This window comes from Bdellovibrio sp. CKG001, assembly GCF_055397465.1.
On sequence record NZ_AP029173.1, the window covers coordinates 2,661,453 to 2,679,615 of the forward strand.

At 50.6% G+C, this 18,163-nt stretch carries 17 protein-coding genes; 5 read left to right on the forward strand and 12 right to left on the reverse strand.

The features are described 5' to 3' along the window. Nucleotides 1–13: 13 nt before the first annotated feature. Together ACZ50P_RS12615 and ACZ50P_RS12620 are read right to left on the reverse strand one after the other, a co-directional pair. Nucleotides 14–1,891: a sensor histidine kinase gene (locus ACZ50P_RS12615; protein ID WP_464131559.1), complete on the reverse strand. Its 1,878-nt coding sequence runs from the start codon at nt 1,889–1,891 to the stop codon at nt 14–16. 75 nt (nt 1,892–1,966) lie between these two features. After that, on the reverse strand, nt 1,967–3,664 hold the full coding sequence (locus tag ACZ50P_RS12620; protein WP_464131561.1) for an NAD-dependent malic enzyme: 1,698 nt from the start codon (nt 3,662–3,664) through the stop codon (nt 1,967–1,969). 117 nt (nt 3,665–3,781) lie between these two features. Between ACZ50P_RS12620 and ACZ50P_RS12625 the strand changes: the two genes are divergently transcribed. Beyond that, entirely contained in the window at nt 3,782–4,273 is a 492-nt protein-coding gene (locus ACZ50P_RS12625; protein WP_464120363.1) for a hypothetical protein, read from the forward strand. 3 nt (nt 4,274–4,276) lie between these two features. On the opposite strand, the gene ACZ50P_RS12630 is transcribed toward ACZ50P_RS12625, so the two are convergent. Next, on the reverse strand, nt 4,277–5,377 hold the full coding sequence (locus ACZ50P_RS12630) for a PrpF domain-containing protein (RefSeq protein WP_464131563.1): 1,101 nt from the start codon (nt 5,375–5,377) through the stop codon (nt 4,277–4,279). Then, the gene (locus ACZ50P_RS12635; protein ID WP_464120360.1) at nt 5,367–5,672 is read right to left on the reverse strand and encodes a GNAT family N-acetyltransferase; all 306 of its coding nucleotides are present in this window, start codon (nt 5,670–5,672) and stop codon (nt 5,367–5,369) included. The genes ACZ50P_RS12630 and ACZ50P_RS12635 overlap by 11 nt, the downstream gene beginning before the upstream one ends. 150 nt (nt 5,673–5,822) lie before the next feature. Here ACZ50P_RS12635 and ACZ50P_RS12640 point away from each other — a divergent pair, with 150 nt between their 5' ends. Beyond that, a complete protein-coding gene (locus ACZ50P_RS12640) occupies nt 5,823–6,356 on the forward strand; it encodes a YceI family protein (RefSeq protein ID WP_464120359.1) in 534 nt (177 codons plus the stop codon). 51 nt (nt 6,357–6,407) lie between these two features. Here the strand turns inward: ACZ50P_RS12640 and ACZ50P_RS12645 are convergent, their stop codons facing one another. Together ACZ50P_RS12645 and ACZ50P_RS12650 are read right to left on the reverse strand one after the other, a co-directional pair. Further along, complete coding sequence (locus ACZ50P_RS12645) at nt 6,408–7,034, reverse strand: LuxR C-terminal-related transcriptional regulator (RefSeq protein WP_464131565.1); 627 nt, start codon at nt 7,032–7,034, stop codon at nt 6,408–6,410. A gap of 48 nt (nt 7,035–7,082) precedes the next feature. Continuing rightward, nucleotides 7,083–8,798 (reverse strand): sensor histidine kinase, encoded by a 1,716-nt coding sequence (locus tag ACZ50P_RS12650; protein WP_464131567.1) that lies wholly within the window; start codon nt 8,796–8,798, stop codon nt 7,083–7,085. 116 nt (nt 8,799–8,914) lie between these two features. On the opposite strand from ACZ50P_RS12650, the gene ACZ50P_RS12655 reads away from it, so the two are divergent. After that, complete coding sequence (locus ACZ50P_RS12655; protein WP_464131569.1) at nt 8,915–9,688, forward strand: protein-glutamine glutaminase family protein; 774 nt, start codon at nt 8,915–8,917, stop codon at nt 9,686–9,688. Here ACZ50P_RS12655 and ACZ50P_RS12660 read toward each other — a convergent pair. The 3 genes from ACZ50P_RS12660 to ACZ50P_RS12670 all read right to left on the reverse strand — a co-directional run bounded on the left by ACZ50P_RS12660 (nt 9,685) and on the right by ACZ50P_RS12670 (nt 12,489). Then, nucleotides 9,685–10,728 (reverse strand): NAD(P)-dependent alcohol dehydrogenase, encoded by a 1,044-nt coding sequence (locus tag ACZ50P_RS12660; protein WP_464120354.1) that lies wholly within the window; start codon nt 10,726–10,728, stop codon nt 9,685–9,687. The genes ACZ50P_RS12655 and ACZ50P_RS12660 overlap by 4 nt on opposite strands. 83 nt (nt 10,729–10,811) lie before the next feature. Then, nucleotides 10,812–11,306, reverse strand: coding sequence for a Cys-tRNA(Pro) deacylase (gene ybaK, locus ACZ50P_RS12665; RefSeq protein ID WP_464131571.1), 495 nt, complete (start codon nt 11,304–11,306; stop codon nt 10,812–10,814). Between the two features lie 34 nt (nt 11,307–11,340). Continuing rightward, complete coding sequence (locus ACZ50P_RS12670) at nt 11,341–12,489, reverse strand: CapA family protein (RefSeq protein ID WP_464131573.1); 1,149 nt, start codon at nt 12,487–12,489, stop codon at nt 11,341–11,343. 133 nt (nt 12,490–12,622) lie between these two features. On the opposite strand from ACZ50P_RS12670, the gene ACZ50P_RS12675 reads away from it, so the two are divergent. Next, a complete protein-coding gene (locus tag ACZ50P_RS12675; RefSeq protein ID WP_464131575.1) occupies nt 12,623–13,396 on the forward strand; it encodes a hypothetical protein in 774 nt (257 codons plus the stop codon). On the opposite strand, the gene ACZ50P_RS12680 is transcribed toward ACZ50P_RS12675, so the two are convergent. From ACZ50P_RS12680 to gloA, 3 genes are read right to left on the reverse strand one after another with little or no spacing between them, the layout of a single operon-like run. After that, entirely contained in the window at nt 13,393–14,049 is a 657-nt protein-coding gene (locus ACZ50P_RS12680) for an AlkZ-related protein (RefSeq protein WP_464131577.1), read from the reverse strand. The two genes, ACZ50P_RS12675 and ACZ50P_RS12680, sit on opposite strands and share 4 nt — an antisense overlap. Nucleotides 14,050–14,091: 42 nt before the next feature. Continuing rightward, nucleotides 14,092–14,841 carry a monofunctional biosynthetic peptidoglycan transglycosylase gene (gene mtgA, locus ACZ50P_RS12685; RefSeq protein ID WP_464131579.1) on the reverse strand — a complete coding sequence of 250 codons (750 nt, stop codon included), beginning with the start codon at nt 14,839–14,841 and terminating at the stop codon, nt 14,092–14,094. Next, nucleotides 14,841–15,350, reverse strand: a complete 510-nt coding sequence (gloA, locus tag ACZ50P_RS12690; protein WP_464131581.1) for a lactoylglutathione lyase — start codon at nt 15,348–15,350, stop codon at nt 14,841–14,843. Before gloA ends, mtgA begins: the two co-directional genes overlap by 1 nt. Nucleotides 15,351–15,467: 117 nt before the next feature. Between gloA and ACZ50P_RS12695 the strand changes: the two genes are divergently transcribed. After that, nucleotides 15,468–18,101 (forward strand): ATP-binding protein, encoded by a 2,634-nt coding sequence (locus tag ACZ50P_RS12695; protein WP_464131583.1) that lies wholly within the window; start codon nt 15,468–15,470, stop codon nt 18,099–18,101. Nucleotides 18,102–18,163 lie beyond the last annotated feature (62 nt).

Consider the following 18,163-nt stretch of genomic DNA (forward strand, 5'->3'; position numbering starts at 1 on the left):
ACACGGTCCCCGGTCAAACGGGCTTTGGGAAGATCAGATGAACCCTGGTGCCGGATTGAGGATTCTTGCTACGATGGGTGGACTGCACTTCGATAGCCCCGCCAAAAAGTTTCATGTATTCCATCACCAAAGCGGTTCCCATACCGGAACCCTGCTCATCAGCCGTGCCCGAGCGCGAAAAAAGGTGTGTCCCTTTGAAGAGGTGGTTTAATTCTTCTTCGTGGATGCCGACACCTTCATCCTGCACCGTTAACACCAGGGCTCCTTGCCTTTCGGACATTGTCAGCGAAATACAGCCCCCTGATTCGCTGAACTTGATGCAGTTGGAAAGCAGATTAGAAAGAACCTGATTGATCAACGCCGCCCGATCTGCTCGCACATAAGCACCCGTCGGAACATCGACATGAACTGAGAGTTTCTTTTCCTCCATCTGCCAGGAGTAATGATTCAAAGCCTCCCAGCAGGCAGGACTCAGCTCCACAGTTTGTAGATTCAAATGAGCTCGATTCGTCTGAAAAATCTCTTCCTGACGGACAGAACGCAGAATGCCGTTCAGTTTTTCGATGGAGTTGGTGATACGACTTAAATGCTGCTGTTCCGCCTCACCAGCGCAGTATTCCTGCAACATTTCTGAATGATACATCAATCCTGAGACGGTATTGGCGACATCATGGGATAGCACCCGCACCAGACGATGATAGCGTTCTTTGTCTTCGGCCGCCTGCTGAGCCCGCATCTTTTCTTCATTTAAAACTTTGATCTTATAGGCCAAACCCAAAGACAGGATCAGCATTTCCCCCAGGTTTGCGAATAACAATGAATACTGTGTCCAGGTGTTATTGCGCACCAATCCGTGAAAAGAGGCCAGCCACACCGAGGTCCCCAGCAAAACCACCAGCCAACTGAACAAAAAGAATCGCGCCAAACGGTTGCCCTGGCGATACAGTGAATAAAAGCCGCAGTAGACAAAAAACACAATCCCCGTCGCAATGGACAGATCAATCCAGTACCCGAAGAAGAACAAACCTCGCTGTTGAGGGGCAAAAAAACTTGCCACCATTGTCACTGCTGACAGGGCCTGGAACAGGCGAACACCCCAGTACCCCACAGCAAAGTCTTTTTTGATGTTCAAAAAACGCCCCACAAAAAGACTGGCGGCAAACAAGGTTAATGACGAGAAGAACATCAGATAATTGGAAAAAATAAAGGGCGCCTCGGGCCAGATATAGGTATCCACCACCCCGTGCAAAACCAGTGCGGTGGCTCCGAAGCTGGCGGCAAAAAGTGAATAACTTAGATGATCCTTCTGGTGGGTCACCAAACCCATCAAAAGGTTATAAACCACCAAGGCAAAAATACCGCCCAGATAGAAATAGAAAATCATCTTGGCCTGCACTTCGTCGCGGGCTGCTTCCTGGGGATCTTTTAGAAAAACACGGGTATTCAGGGCATGGTGAGCGTCCCGCTGCACATAAAGTCGAACTTCCTGTTCAGGCTCAAGCTTTAGCAGATAGGCGCCCAAACGAAAGGGATATTGTCGCTGGGGCAAGGAATACCCAGGACCGGACAGAAGCGGAGATTCGTGCAACTGTCCTTCTTTGTACAATCGCAGTTTCCCGACCAACGGAGAATCAAAAAGCAGAAGCTTTTCCACGGCCTGACTTTCATCATTGCGCAGATTTATCTGCATCCACTGGTTCAGCGGAGTATAACCACGATTGATTTCACTCTGTCCGGATTGAACGTAATTGACCTGCAGAGGGTCCGTCATCGAAGAGGGCGCTTCTCCCCAAAGAACTTGCGAGGTGATGTCCGTAGCACTGGCATCATGCGAGAAAAACAGCAGACAGGCACTAATCAGAACATGCAAAAGGGCGCCAAGTTTTGTCATGCATCTAATTATCCGGTGGCCCACAAGCAACAGTCAAGATATGGTCCCGACGAAGCCTGAGTCCACCTTCGTCACTTAGGAAGACGCATGCCTGTAAGTGCGATAGATCGGATACCAGTAGTTCTTCTCAATCGCACTCAGAAGCTCTTCATCCGTCGTTTTTAATGCCACATCATCGGCTTGGGCCGCTTTACCAACTCTGAAGGCGATCAAGCGGGACACTTTCTCGATATCACCTAAGTCCGGCAACAAGGCACCCACCCCGTTCTGCGCCAGTGGAGAGCAATCCGCCAAGGCCGCACTGGCAGCCATCAGCATGGAATCCGTCACACGGCGAGCCCCCGAAGCTAAAACCCCCAGGCCAATTCCCGGGAAGATATAGGAGTTGTTACATTGAGCAATGGGGTACACTTTGTCACCATGCTGAACCGGCACAAAAGGACTGCCCGTGGCCACCAAGGCCGCCCCGTCAGTCCATCTGAGGATGTCAGCTGGAACCGCCTCCACACGAGAGGTCGGATTTGAAAGCGGCATAATGATCGGATGCGGACAGTGCTGATGCATCGTGCGAATGATTTCCTCAGTAAACAGCCCAGGCTGAGCCGAAACCCCGATCAAAACTGTGGGACGTGCATTGCGCACAGTTTCGAGCAAAGAAATCTCATCCCCTTGCGTTTCCCAATGGGCAATATCCTGATGTTTCTGTACCAGGGCCGACTGGAAATCCAAAAGGTTTGGCATTTTGTCGGTCAAAAGACCGTAGCGGTCCACCATGTAAATTCGCGCGCGGGCTTCGCTATCACTGAGTCCTTCCTGCTTCATCTGCAAGACAATTTGTTCCGCAATGCCACAGCCCGCAGACCCCGCACCGAGGAAGACCACACGTTGATCCCGCAGCTTACCACCCGCCGCACGACTGGCTGCAATCAGACTTCCCAACGTCACCGCAGCGGTTCCCTGGATATCATCATTGAAACAGCAGATTTCATCACGGTACTTGCGCAGAAGCGGCGACGCATTTTTCTGGGCAAAATCCTCAAACTGCAAAAGCACGTTCGGCCAACGACGCTTCACCGCCTGCACAAAGGCATCCACAAAATCCTCGTACTCTTGTCCTGTGATCCGGGGATGGCGCCACCCCATGTACAACGGATCATTCAGCAACTGCTGATTGTTCGTGCCTACATCGAGCACCAAAGGCAAGGTGTAGGCCGGGCTGATACCACCACAAGCCGTGTACAAGGAGAGTTTCCCGATCGGGATACCCATGCCGCCAATCCCCTGATCCCCCAGACCCAAAATGCGCTCGCCATCGGTGACAACAATCACTTTGACCTTTTGTTTGGTCACGTTTCTGAGCATTTCATCAATGCGGTCTTTGTTTGGATAGGAAATAAATAGCCCACGGGACGCACGGTAGATTTCAGAAAAATGCTCACAGGCCTCACCCACCACTGGCGTGTAGATGATGGGCATCATCTCGTTGAGGTGATTCACGACCAGATGATAAAACAGGGTTTCATTGGTGTCCTGAAGGTTGCGCAGATAGATGTGCTTGTCGATATCAGCCTTGAGCAGACGGTACTGAGAATAAACACGCTCGGCCTGCTCTTCTATGGTTTCAATCGTTTGTGGAACCAAGCCATGCAAATTCAGATGACTGCGCTCTTCATCAGAGAAAGCCGTTCCTTTATTTAAAAGTGACATCTCTAACAACACCGTTCCGGAGTAAGGAATATAGACCGGGCGATTGTATTTATTATCAGTTTCCACAAGACTTCCTTTGGGATGATGGCCTGAACCTACTCCTAGCTTTCATCATAAGCAAGACAGAGCCCAGGGCGTCTTAGTTCTTGCCAAAGCGCAGACACAGGTCTATTGAAGTGGGGCATGAAAAAGTGTCTTTTTATCCTCATTTCAGCTCTGCTTTTCTCTGCTAATGGCTTTGCCGCCGTTTTGCACTTTTACAGCAACCCGAATGTTCCTCAGCCTCTGTTCCACGTCATCCTGGAATACAAAGGTTACGCTTACGAGGCCGACACTCGTGCCGGTGGACGTCGTCTGCCCATCGCCCACCTTGGGGGCAACCTGGGGCATATCCAGATTGAAATTCCTGATTCCCTGGTCAATGAAGACGCGTTGATGTCACAGATGGGTCTGCCTTTTGATTATAAATTTGTCTGGAACAACAACAAAACCTACTGCTCAAAACTTGTCGGCATTGCCCTGAATATGGAGCCTCAGCCCATGACTTTTGCGGGCACGCACTATGTGCAGTACTATCCGGATTGGATTTATCGCAATGATCCTGGCCTGTCTCCAGACCAGGTGTATGAGTTCGGCATGCAACACGCCATCCGCGTGATTCGCAAAAACCACTAAAATTTAATCTCGGTAAAACACGACTCCGGCAAACAGGGGTCGTGCTGTACGAAAGAAACTTCCCCCCACAGCTTCCCACTGCCCGTCTTTTTCCTCGACTCTCGCACTGAGTGTCAGGCCCCCCGAAGGCATTGAAATACGAATTTCATCTGAGACCGTTGTGGCAAGATCCGCCACCAATGTGCCAGGGATTCGCGCCGCAACAGCGGCACATAATGACACCGTCAATGGCAGTGCCTTGTGAGGCTGTCCCCCCGCAATCACCCGCATATTGAAGCTGGCAGTGCCATCCAGGGAAGGACTGACCAATCCCACATAGGGAACCGAGACCAAGTCTTTTGCTGCTTCCAGGTCCGCAGCAAGTCCCATAGCCACGGCCGCCTGCCGCCGAAGTTCATCAAGTCCGGCCAGAACCGATTTATGAGAAGCCAGCTCTTCCGGAGATTCAAAACCGGAAACACCGACGTCTGCCGCTCTGACAAAGACCACAGGATTGGCAGCATCCACCATGGAGGTCTCCACCTGTTGCCCCAGATAGGACAAGGGCTCTGACTTGTTCCCCGTCGGGAACAGCCGTCCGGTGGTGGCTCCTCCAGGGCGTTGAAACTCCAGGCGTATGGGGGCGCCACTTCCTGAAACACCGGGAATCTGTAGCTCCCCTTCATAAATCGGCTGCTTGTCTTTTACAGGAAAATAAGAATGAATGATTTTTTGGGTGTTGGTATTAAAGATGCGCACACACGCCTCTTCGCCGGAGGCCTGGCACCAGCCCTGGGAAAGAGCAAATGGCCCCACCACGGAACTGATATTGCCGCAGTTGCCTTTGTAATCCACTTTACTTTCATGCACAGACACCTGCGCGAAAGTATAATCGACATCAGCTTCGGGGCGCTGTGAAGGTGAAAGGATGCACACTTTGGACAAAGAGGAAATCCCCCCACCCATACCATCAAGTTGTCGTCCGTAGGCATCCGGACTTCCCAGAGCGGACAAAAAAATCCCATCCCACTGAGCTTGATCTGCCGGCAGGTCTTCTTTTTTAAAGACCAGAGCCCGACTGGTGCCGCCTCTCATATAGACGGCAGGTAAGGACTTAAGAGCCATGAGAGGGTCTCGTTTCAGACAAAGGCTTCAGCAGACGTCCAGCTTCCTCTGGATGTTTCTCAAACCAGCGATGCACATAAGGACAAGTCGGGATCACCTTCACACCTTCATCTTGGGCAAACTTCAAAGCTTCCAACACAAGTTTTTCAGCAATGTTCTGACCGCGAGCTTCCACCGGCACCTGAGTGGAGTACAAATCCAATGAGTTTTCAGGCCCACGACGATACAATAGGCGAGCCTCCCCTCCGGTCACTTGCACGGTGAATTTTTGATTAAGAATATTCTCGATTTTCATAGTTCCTCCGATGCCCTGATCGTAGCTTGAGTCAGTACACTTGATTAGTGCCATTATTGCAACAATATATTGCATTAATGTGCCCTTACGCAACAATCAAGAAAGTGACATCATAGACCCATAAACAACCACTTCCCAAGGAGGAATTTTATGGCTCAAACCACTTTCACTATCGATGCGGCTCACTCCAGCGTGAACTTTTCCATCAAACACATGATGATCGCCAAAGTCCATGGCGGGTTCGAAAAACTTTCTGGCACATTGCTACTGGACACCGCCGATGTGACCAAGTCATCCATCGAAGCTGTCATTGATGCCGCCAGCATCAACACCCGCGAAGCCCAACGCGACACACACTTAAAAAGTGCTGACTTCTTCAATGTCGAAAAATATCCGACCCTGAACTTTAAATCGACTCGCGTTGAAAAAGATGGTGAGGACCTGAAGGTCACTGGAGACTTGACCATTCATGGTGTCACCAAAGAAGTCGTACTGGCAGTGGAAGGCCCCTCTGCGGAAATGAAAGACCCCTATGGCAACATCAAAATTGGTTTTTCAGCGACGACAAAAATCAAACGCAAAGATTTCGGTTTAAGCTGGAATGCGGCCCTGGAAGCGGGAGGCGTGTTGGTCGGCGATGACGTCGCTATTTCATTGGATTTGCAGTTTGCTAAGAAAGTTTAACAGACAGGAACTGGCGGCGGAAAACCTTCGGGTGTTCCGCCGCCTTTCGCCTTAGGCCAAATTTCGCTTCAAAGCCCAGACGCTGATTTCAACGGCATTGGAAAGATTCAACTTTCTCATCACGTTGGTCTTGTGGGTCTTGATAGTGTGTTCAGAGCATCCCAAAACCAAAGCCACTTCTTTGTTGGTTTTCCCCTGAGCGATCATGCGGATGACTTCAATCTCTCTTGGCGTCAGCACCGAGGTCAGGCGTGGCTCTTCCAAAAGTTTTCTCATCGCCGGGCAGATATAAATGCGCTCGTTAAGCAGGCTTTGAATCGCCTCCTTTAAAACTTCACTGGCAGAGGTCTTTGCCATCATGACTCGCACACCCAGCTTCTGATACTGAGCCAGCACGCCCGCATCATCACATTGAGTTAACAAAGCAAAACGCACATGTGGCGCCTTCTGACGAAGCTCTGTCACCAAATCCAAGCCGGACTTCCCCGGCAAGGCGTGATCCAGAACCACGATGTCGGCACTGCCCGCTTCAAAAAATTTCAGAGCCTCTTCAGCGCTGCCCGCTTCACCACGGCAAACCATTTCATCTGACATTGACTCCAGAGAAACGCGCAATCCATGCCGAGTAACAGGATGATCATCTACGATATAAAAGGAAACTTTCGTTTTTTCTGACATAAATAGAACATTACTCCCAATTAACTATTTCGTTCTGCGAGGTTACGGTCAAACAAATAAAGGAAACTTGACCGAAACCCGAGTCCCAGTGGGACGGTGATTCTTTAATTCCATAATACCACCCATTTGGGCTACGAAATCCGTCGTAAATCGAAGTCCCAGACCAAAACCCTCTCCCTGAGCGGTGATGGAGGCGGTCGGGTCCGACAACTGGCGCATCAACTCTTCTGAAATCCCCGGTCCCTGATCTTGAATGATCAGTTCCACATGGCGATCCATTTGCTCCCATTGAATGTCGATCTGCCCCCCCACCGGACTGAACTTCACCGCATTAGACAGAATATTTCGAATAATGGCTTCGACCACTTTCCCCGATCCCGTCAATGCCACATCCTGCTCTGGCAAATCGATGTTCAAGGTGATATTTTTTTGCAGGACTTGCGGTGAAAGCTGAGCCACGGCGGTGTGAACTCTCTCTTTCAGCCCTACCTTGTGGAAGTTTTCTTCCTCGTAACTCCAGGCCAGCAGATTCTGCAACAACGCTAGCGAAGACTTATTGGCTTCACTGGCCCGGTTCAAAGCCTGCAGCATGTTTATGTTTTCCGTGCCCTGCATTTTCTGGATCACGCCGTTTAAAAGAATCTGCACCCCGGAAAGTGCACCACTGAGATCATGTGCCAGCACCGTCTGGACTTTTTTATTGAAGCGGGTCATTTGCAAGATGGCACCATTCAGGTCCCGCAGGGTCTTATTGCTTTCTTCAAGCTCACTCACATCATTGAGTACGAAAATCTGTGCCTGACTTTCGCCTCCGTGAAAATCCAGTGTGTGACGAATCACCTGATAACTACGATCCGCTATTTTATATTTTCCAACCGTATTTGCGATCGCATCCAGCACAGGAATCTTAGCGGCGGACCTGCCCCGCCAATCTTCCTGCAGCTTCAAAGATCTTTTCGCGGCAAGATTGGCATCCCAATATTCCCCCCGCGTATTCAGTGTCACCACGGGGCTGGGCAGATGTTCAAAGACCTTCTGCTGCGCCAAAGAGACAATCTCCAGCAAATCCACCCGGCTGGCCGCAAAGTGCATTCCCCATACGCAGGGCCACAAACCCAGCACCGTCAACTGAGCCCAAGGGATCGTCTCCGAAGGAACCATTCGAGCCCACGCCTCTAGAAAAGTCGGCCAGGTGCCCGCCAGCATCAGCACCAGCGCATACAGCCTGCGACGCCCCTGCAAAGTCACAAAGGCATAGAATGAAATTCCAAAAGCCGCAGCCACACAGAGTGTGTTGTAGGCAAAGGAAGTCTTTAGCAGAAGCCCTCGTTTGAAGTCGACCAAGCCACTCAAGCCCGGCACAAGTTGGAAGTCATAGAAAATCCACTTCTCAGCAAACGAAAACCCCAGCATCGCCAGAACATTCCCGGCAATCACGATCACTGGCAGCAGAAAAATCCAGTGCAGATGCCGTCGCATGCGATTTGAGAAGTCCGGAAAGAACAAAGCGAGAGTCAGCAGCGTCCAGGCAGGACAGATCAAAGGCAGCATCAACTGACGAGCATGAGTCATGAAGACCTTAAATGACATGGTCTCAATAGCAAACACGCTGATCAGCGAAAACGCCCACATGGCATAGGTGGCCTCGATCAAGAAAATCAACCCGTGAGAATAAGAGCGACGATAGGACCAAGAGCGAGTGGCATAGACCGTGCAAACAAGAAAGCTCAATGCTGTGGACAAGTAGATCAGGACCAAAGTCATTAGGAGATGATAGCTGTCCACGCAAAGAGTGCAATTTCTTTCTGATCAAATCTTCCTCGCGGGGTTCTGGCTCGACTTGGTCATGTTTGGGGAGCAAAGCGCCGATAAGATTCATCATGATTAAAGTCTTTTTTATCTTTGTCTTGTTTAGTTCTTTGAGCGCCCGCGCAGCTGATGATCTAAAGTCCTTTGCCACCAGCCTGGACTCCACCTTGCGCCACCTGAACGCGCAACAGTCGGTTCAGTGTGATTCTTCGAAACTGACTCAAGTCCAATCTCGCACCACCAAACTGGAAAGCGATAATGTGTCTGTCCTGACGGAAAAAGAAGCACAGAAACTTTTTCAGGAACTTAAATCCAACGGCGATATCCCCTTCGAGTTTTCCATCGCGGGCTGCGAAGAGAGGGCCCATGAAATGTCACGCCTGATGTTACTTAAGGGTATCACACCTATAAAAGTTTTCGCTTCTGTTGATGAAAACGAATCACCACGCCTGCGCCGCCCGAATCCCACGAAAACCGGAACCACGGTCGAGTGGAAGTATCATGTGGCTCCAGCGGTTCTGGTAAAAAAGGATAACAAACTGATCCCATACATTCTGGATCCGTCGCTAGAAAAAAGCGCCGTCCCCGTCAGCGCATGGCAGGCTTCCATGACTCAGCACAATCCAAAAATGAAAGTGCAGTTGCGTTTCACCCCGGCCTCCCAGTTTGATGAACGAGGCCGCCTTCGCATCAACTTTAAAGATGACTCTTTCAATAAATCGATCAAAGACACTCTGCGCGAATACAAGGTTCGCAACAAAAGCGCCGATGGCGAAGACCAATACTGGTTTGAGCTTCAACGCAACGAAGAGCGCATGATGATGTTCGACGAAGGCGGATACTAAAAATTCGCCTCTGGCACGATCACAGCGCGACCACGTATTTTTCCTTCATCAAGCTTTCTGTAAACCTCAGGAGTTTCATCCAGTTTGAAGTGAGTGACCTCGGCGTGGATGCGGCCCGATTCAGCCAAAGCCAGAACCTCCATCAACTCTGCGCGAGACCCCCAGTAAGGAGTACTGACCATGCAGCCAAACGGCACTGAGGCACCTCCATCCATGGTGAGCTTGCCTCCCCCCAGTCCCACGATTGTGAAATGACTGTTCATACCCACGATCTTGCTTCCCAAGGTCACTGTGGGTTGGACTCCCACACAATCCAGAACCAAGGCCGCCTTGCGGGGCCCGGTGAATTTAAGAATCTTTTCTGCGGCATCCTCGCTCTTCGTGTTTACCACCAGATCGGCCCCCATTTTTTTGGCCATCTCCAACTTGGCGTCGTCAACATCCCCAGCCACAATGCGGGCTCCAGAAAGACACTTGATCAGTTGCACAGCCATATGGCCCAATCCTCCAACCCCCAACACCACAGCTGTGGCCTCGGGGGTCAGAAGTGGTAACGCCCGCTTGATGGCATGATAAGGCGTCAGGGCCGCATCACTCAAAGGGGCTGCATCCTGAGGCTTCAATTTTCCCAGCGAAACTAACAAACGTTCTGAAGGGACCAGCATGTATTCAGCCATTCCCCCATCTGCGCCCAAGCCACCGCCATAGGCCTGACCCGGCTTCCAATTTTCGCAATAGTTTTCATAAGACTGCATGCATGCGTGACAGTGGCCGCATCCCCAGGGCCCATAGATGGCAACGGCGTCACCCTCTTTCCAGTTACGGACTCCCGCACCGGTACCCGCCACCCATCCTGCATTTTCATGTCCCAGAGTAAAAGAATGTTCAATCCCAATCCCGCTGTGAAGAACGTGAAGGTCAGAGTGACACACACCCGCCCCACCGATTTTCACCAGCACCTCTCCCGCTTTGGGCTCTGGCTTTGGCAATTCAACAATTTGCGCAGGTTTTCCCACTCCGACAAAGCGGACCGCTTTCATAGACTCCTCCTGTGATGATATTCACAGAGGATTTTAAAGACACCGCACCAGGCAAACAAGATCAAGTGTCGGGATACAGGGATTCAAGAGCTTTGAACACCCACTTGCACCAACGTCGGTTGCAGAACTCGAACCACTTCCTGCGGCTTCATGGAAACCAAAAAGCCTCTTTTGCCACCGTTGATATAGATGAGCTCCAGATCCAATATGGTTTTTTCCATATATACTGGCATTTTTCTTTTGGTCCCAAACGGGGAAGTCCCCCCCACTTGATACCCCGAATGACGATCTGCCACCTCAGGTTTGCAGGGAGAAATGGTTTTCACCCCCAGTTCTCGCGCCAACTGCTTCGTTGAAACTTGTCGATCCCCATGCATCAGAACCACCAGCGGCTCTTTGTTTTCATTTTCCATAATCAGCGTCTTGATCACACTGTGCTCGGGGACCCCGAGCTCTTTTGAGGAATGTGCGGTTCCACCTTTTTCCTGATACTGAAAAAGGTGTCCTTCATAGCTGACCTGATATTTTAGAAGTTCGCGAATTGCCAACGTGGTGGGAAACTTATCCTTGTCGTTCATGCCAAAACTCTACACCCGGCTGACCCGTCGATCATCACATTTTCTTCTGACAAAGAAAATTCATCAAGGCTCCATCGGGCGACAACCGTCTTTCACTGCCAAACAAAGAGGCGGCATGCTCCAGAGCCTCTTTATTTTTGGTCACCGGCCAGATCTCGGTGCCTTCACGATAAGTGGGGGTATAGGCGGTTCCAAAAATCCGGGCTCGCCCTCCTTCTTTCACAAGCCCCAGATAAACCACCACACCGGTCTTTCGCGCCACCCCCGCCTGTCCGGCCACGAAGTTTCCCAAAGAATACGCAATCAAAGTTTCGCGACCGTCCTTGGTGACATACTTTTCCCACGGTTGCAAAACGTGGGGATGCGATCCGATAATCGCCGTGGCTCCGGCCTCCAGATATTTGCGGGCGTAACTTTTTTGGCGGGAGTCCGGGGTATGTTTATATTCCTGCCCCCAGTGCGGCAGTAGAATCAAAGCATCCACATCAGAGCGTGAGGAGATGTCGCGAATCAGCTCCACCATTTTCTCGGGGGCCTTGTAACAGAACAGAAGCTGGTCTTTACTATCGCTGTGACCATTGCTCATCTCGGTGCATCCTAAGAAGGCCACACGTAAACCGCCGACAGAGACAACTTCATAAAACGGCGCATTTCGCTCCGAAGCTTTGCGAATCCCCACAGTCGGAAGTCCAATCGCCCGGGCCGCATCGATGGTCTTATCAATTCCCAACGAAGCCCGGTCCAAAGAATGATTATTGGCCACGGTCAACAGATCATATCCCGATCTTTGCAGATCCCTCAGAATACGCGGATGATAGTTAAAGGAAAAATTAGACCCCGAGTACACCACTTCGTCATAGATAAATCCCACATCCCCATGATCACGCCCCCGGCGATCCACACCCATCGCAGCAGGACCTTCCAGATTGCCCACTGAAAAATGGGCTTTGGTCATCAGGCTGTCCGTGTGTCTCCAAATCTGACTGAAGTTTTGAGTCCCCTTCACCACCGCCCGATAAAGAGCCTCATGCACCAGTATATCCCCCACAAAAGACAGGCTGATCCGTTCCTGCCCGGGTTCGCATTCCGTCATAAAACGAACATCATTCCCTGCAGCGTGTGCGCTAAGGACTTTCAATAGAAACCACGCCAGAAGTCCTAAAAAGATGATTTGTTTTTTCATAAGACCTTATTCTGACGGTTTTAGCGGCAGAGGCAAAAAAGCGCTTCGCACACTGAAGAAAAACAATAAACAGTTCTTGTAAAAAACGCCCACCCACTGGGACTTTCCGAACCTATCTGTTAAAAGAAGGGGCATGAAATACACACTCTGGCAATTCCTGGCACTACTGGCACTATTGGTTTTCAGCACAACACTTCCTGCAAAGGCGCAGATCAGCCTTGAACAATTTCAAGTTATCAGTCAGGCCTTCCAAGCAGAGTTTTCCACCGAACTGGCAAAACAAAATGCCCGATTGAACATCAATCGTCCCCCCAGTCCACAGCTACCCAACTTCTGGTGGGATTTAAACGACCGTCACGCATCTTACAGTGCTTACACGGACTCCCAGGGTCTGACTGAGCATTTTCTGTTTTTATTTGGTGGCTATGCCCGCATGCCCGGAATGACCCCGGATGGAGTGGCTATGACTCTTTGTCATGAACTGGGGCATGGCATTGGTGGCGCCCCTTACAAAAGAAAAACCGACAGCACTCGGGCTTCCACCGAAGGACAGTCCGACTATTTTGCCACCCGCTCCTGTATCAAGCGAGTTTTCAAATATATTCCTGAGTTCCAGCCTGTGCAGGCACCCAACGCCTATACAGAAAATCTGTGTCGCCAGAAGTTCTCCTCCCCGGAAGAACTGTACAATTGCTTCCGTGGATTTCAGGCTTTAGAGGTGGAACGCCTCTTCTTCCGCCAGCTTGCCAGCGGTGGCGGTGAAACCGACTATCACACACCGGATCTGACTGTGGTGGATAAAGTGGAGTTGCAAGAAACCTTCTATCCCAGCGCCCAGTGCCGACTGGACACGATGATTGCCGGGCTTCTGGAGCAGGAACGTCCACGCTGCTGGTATGCCCCTTAGGTTTTGACCAGCTTCTGAGCGTATTTAAAGAATAAATTATCCGGACCCAGCTTTTTACGCAGGAACGATTCCGCTGAAGCCGCATCCAGTTCCTGCGATTTCAGCCACAGGTCTTCAAACAGATTTTGAGTGGCCGCCATATTCAACGACGGAAAGCTGGAATCCTGCACTTCTCCATAGCCCACCAAAAAAAGATAATTCCACAGGGGTTTCATAGCCCGATTATAGTGGCTTTCCATCATCTTCCCCTGCCAGCCCAGATTTTCTTTGATGATCTTGGTGCTTTGCGGGGAGTCCTGCAGGAAGCTGTCCAGCGCCTCCTGACTGCTGCGAGGCAGATTCACGCGACCTTGCGAACTGCCCAACCAGGCCAGCAGATGGACGAAGACTTCCTTTGAAAAGAAGGTCGCCCGATTGCGAAACCATTTGGCGTAAACAACCTCTTCACTGCGCGACAGCTCCTCTCGCAACACCCACAATTCTGCCACTCGATTGTCACCGTCCTGATCCCACTCCCAACGCATCTTCGTGCGCGGATAGAGCTCACTCCAAAGACTGGCGGGCTCTTTACGGTTTTCCAGAGGATACACCAGCAGGCATCCGCGTTCATTGATGGCGGCAATCATTTTGGCTTTTTTCTTGTTTGAGCTCATAAGGAAATCTTAGAACTCTGCCCAGGACCGGGCAAACCAATTTTAGGGAGCGTCCTCTTCGTCTGAATCAAACTTCAGATCCAGGAAATCCAACAAAGAGGCCTCGGCCGTCTTGGGGATCGCTGGCGCCACACGGTTCAAAATACGACGCTGACGACCGACAACATAGTTTGAAGGTCGATCGATACGGAAACGTCGTGGATTTGGCAGAACTGCCGCAATCAACGACGCCTGATAAGAGTTCAGATTTTTAGCACTGCGTTTGAAGTACTTTTGTGAAGCCGCCTCCACTCCATACACGCCCGGCCCCAGCTCTATCACATTCAGATACACTTCCATGATACGCTCTTTGGGCCAGGTGGTCTCAATCAAAACCGTAAAGTAGGCCTCCAGACCCTTGCGAATCCAGTCCCGATTGGGCCAAAGAAACACATTCTTCGCCGTCTGCTGGGAAATGGTGCTGGCCCCTTTTTTTCTTTTATGGGTCTTGTTGTACTTGATGGCCTTTTCAATCGCATCAAAATCAAACCCGCTGTGTTCAAAGAAGCGATAATCCTCTGCCTTAAGAACCGCCTTTTGTACAGCTGGTGAAATTTCTTCCAGCGGAACCCAGTCTTTGTGGATGCCGACAAACTCATCCCCCCACAAAGAACTGACAGAGCGAATGACCATCAACGGCGTCAACGGCACCGGAACAAATCGGTACAGCAAGACAAAGCCCAGACTGCTCACAAAAAAGAGCAGCACCGCTTTGAGCATCCACTTTCTGAGAATCGGCCACCATTTGCGCATTAAAGAAGACCCGGTTGAACCACCTCAATCCAGTACTGATCCGGATCTTTGATGAAGGCGATGTTTTTCATTCCGCCTTCGCCCAGGCGTTTTTGGAAGTTCACACCCAATGCTTCAAAACGCGCACAGGCCTTCTGAATATCGGGAACAGAGATACAAATATGACCGAAGCCACGAGGCTCGGAGTTGCCATTATGGTAAGGTGTGGTTTCTGCTTCCTCCGTACCCCAATTGTGCGTCAACTCCAGCACGGCTTCACGTCCGAAGGCATATTTTGCATTGGCCTCATTATCGGTCGGAACTTGAGTGCTCTCTGGGACATAAGCCAGGAAGAACAAAGAAAACTTCCACTCCGCAAAGTCCAGCTTGCGGATCAACTTCATTCCCAGAACACGCGTATAAAAATCCAAAGACGCCTTGGGGTCTTTGATCCTTAGCATAGTGTGGTTGAAAGTATATGCTTGAGTTTCTTTGTCAGGCGTCTGACAAAGTCCGGGAATAGTCTGCATAAAGATCTCCTAACGAGGTCTATTCATAGCACAATTTTGACTACAGTACAAAAACGCATTTGTGCTTCCATCGAGAGATTTATTGTTTCCCCGCCTGAAGCCCGATAAACTTGATTTATGGAGAGACCCCTTCTGCGCTCATGGCTTGCTCAGGTTCTGCTGATTACCGCTGTCTATTTTATCACCGGCAAAGCAGGCCTGCTTTTGGCCCTGCCACCAGGGTACGCCTCCCTTATTTGGGCCCCATTAGGCCTTAGCATTGCCGCCCTGTTGCTTTTTGGAATCAATCGCTGGCCCGGAGTTGCGGCGGGCGCTTTTCTGATTAATATTCGCAACCTGGATTCCCTCAATGCCATACTGATCCCCTCCGGGGTGGCCCTGGGAAGCACGCTCGGCATTGTCACGGCGGCCTGGCTGATTCGCCGCTGGCTGCAGTTTCCAAAACGGTTTTATACAGAACGGGAAGTCCTGCTCTTTTTGTTGGTGGCAGGTCCACTGTCATCACTGATCACTGCCACTTTGGGCGCAGGCACCCTTTATTTTGCCGGTGCCGTCGGCCCTAGGGGTCTTTTCCAGAACTGGTTGCATTGGTTTGTGGGGGATGCCACCGGAGGATTGATCTTTGCGCCGGTGGCCCTGATGTTTTCAATCCAGTCGCGCAAGTACTGGCTCAAATCAGTAACCAAGGTTCTGCTGCCAGTATGTGTTTCTTTTGGCCTGATTCTTTCGGTATCACACTATCTGAATAAAACTGAACAAAGCAAATGGCTGGCTGAATTCAGCAAAAAATCAGAATTCACTTATAATGTCCTGGAAAAGGATTTGAACTCCAATCTGGACATGCTCAGCTCCCTGCAAAGTTTTTACGAAAGCTCGTCCGAAGTGACGGTGGCAGAGTTTAAAAAGTTTGCGGGCACCCTGCATGCCCGTCACCCCGAGGTTCAGGCCCTTGCCTGGATTCCCGTGCGCCCCGAAAAACCCGGTCTTTTCGAAATCGAATTCATCGAACCTCTGAATAAGAATGAACTGATCAAAAACCTTAAGTTCAGCGACTATCCCGAGCACGAAGAGCTGTTCAGGAGATCTTTGAAATCGCAACGAATCACCTCCTCACTGCCCCTGCAGATAAATGAGGTCGGCTCCAGCAGCTTCCTGTTTTTTGCCCTTGGACATCCAGGTGGAATTTTGCTGGAGGTTCTGAGACTGGATGATGTCCTCAAGGACCTCACCGCCGTTCTGAATGATCCCAGCTACGCCGTCACAATCCGGGATATCACAACGACTCCGGCCACGTTGGTTCTGCAGTCGAAGTCGTTTCCCGAACAAGCCAATCCCTTCTTAGAGGACTTCCGCTGGAGCAAGCCCATCGAGGTCGGTGATCGCATCTGGGAAGTCACTTTGGAACAAGATCCCTCGCAGCCTCTGGCTGCCATGTCCAACTCCAATCTGTTCCTGATGGCTTCCCTGACCTTTGTGTTTTTACTCTGCGCCCTGCTTCTCACCATCGCCAATCGCATCATGTCGGTGGAGGAAATCGTGGATGAGAAAACCCAGCACCTGATTGATTTAAATCTGCAACTGAAGAAAGCCTCCGAAACGAAATCTGAATTCCTGGCCAACATGAGCCACGAAATACGCACTCCCCTGAACGTCATCATCGGCATGTCTGATTTGCTGGAGGAATCCCCCTTAAATGAAGATCAGGCCCACTATGTGGAAATCTCCAAAAAGGCCGGGCAGAATCTTTTGAACATCGTCAATGACATCCTGGATATCTCAAAAATTGAATCCGGCCTGTTGATTCTGGAAAAAACCCAGGTCCATCTGCACGAACTAGTCCGTGATGTCTGCGACATGTTCGCTCTGAAAGCCCGGGAAAAAAATCTGCAACTGTCGCTTGTTCTGAGTCCGGACACGAATTATATCTATCTGGGCGACCCCACGCGCATTCGTCAGATTCTGGCAAACCTGATTGGCAATTCTTTGAAGTTCACCATGCAAGGATCTATTGAGGTCCGCGTTTCTCGCAACAACCTCCCCCACCTGCACGGCAACTTGTTGTTTCAGGTGAAGGACACCGGTATCGGCATTCCCGAGGAAAAAATCCCGTCCCTGTTTCAGCCATTTACTCAGGCCGATTCAACCATCACCAGAAAGTTTGGAGGCACCGGGCTGGGGCTGTCCATTTCCAAGCGACTGGTTCACCTGATGAGTGGTGAAATCACGGTTGAAAGCAAACCACATCAGGGAAGTGTTTTTTCTTTCACTTTGGATCTTCCCTGCCTGCAGGATCAGGAAACTCTGCAGACTCTGGAAAAAGAGCCCACTGCTGCCACACCGACAGACTCCCACGAAAAAAAGGGCCGAGCTCTTTCCATTCTGGTCGTCGATGATACCGAAGACAATCGCACCTTGATCAAAGCCTACCTTAAGGGCTCTCTCCATCACATTGATGAAGCGGTCAACGGTCAGCAGGCTCTGGAGTTGGCCCGCGAAAATAACTATGATCTGATTTTGATGGATATGCAGATGCCGGTGATGGATGGATTTACGGCCACACAGAAAATCCGTCAGTGGGAAAAAGAACATCGCAAAACACCGGCCACCATCTGGGCCTTGACGGCCTATGCTTTGAAAAATGAAATTGATCGCAGCCTTGAGGTGGGGTGCAATTTGCATCTGGTCAAACCCTTGCGTAAAACCGACTTGCTGCGCAACATAGAAGAACTCAGAGCCAAGATGCCACCATAAGAGGTGGCCCAACCCTTGCTATAGCTGTTTCCCAGGTGACGGTTGTCACCAGTTTCTGGGGG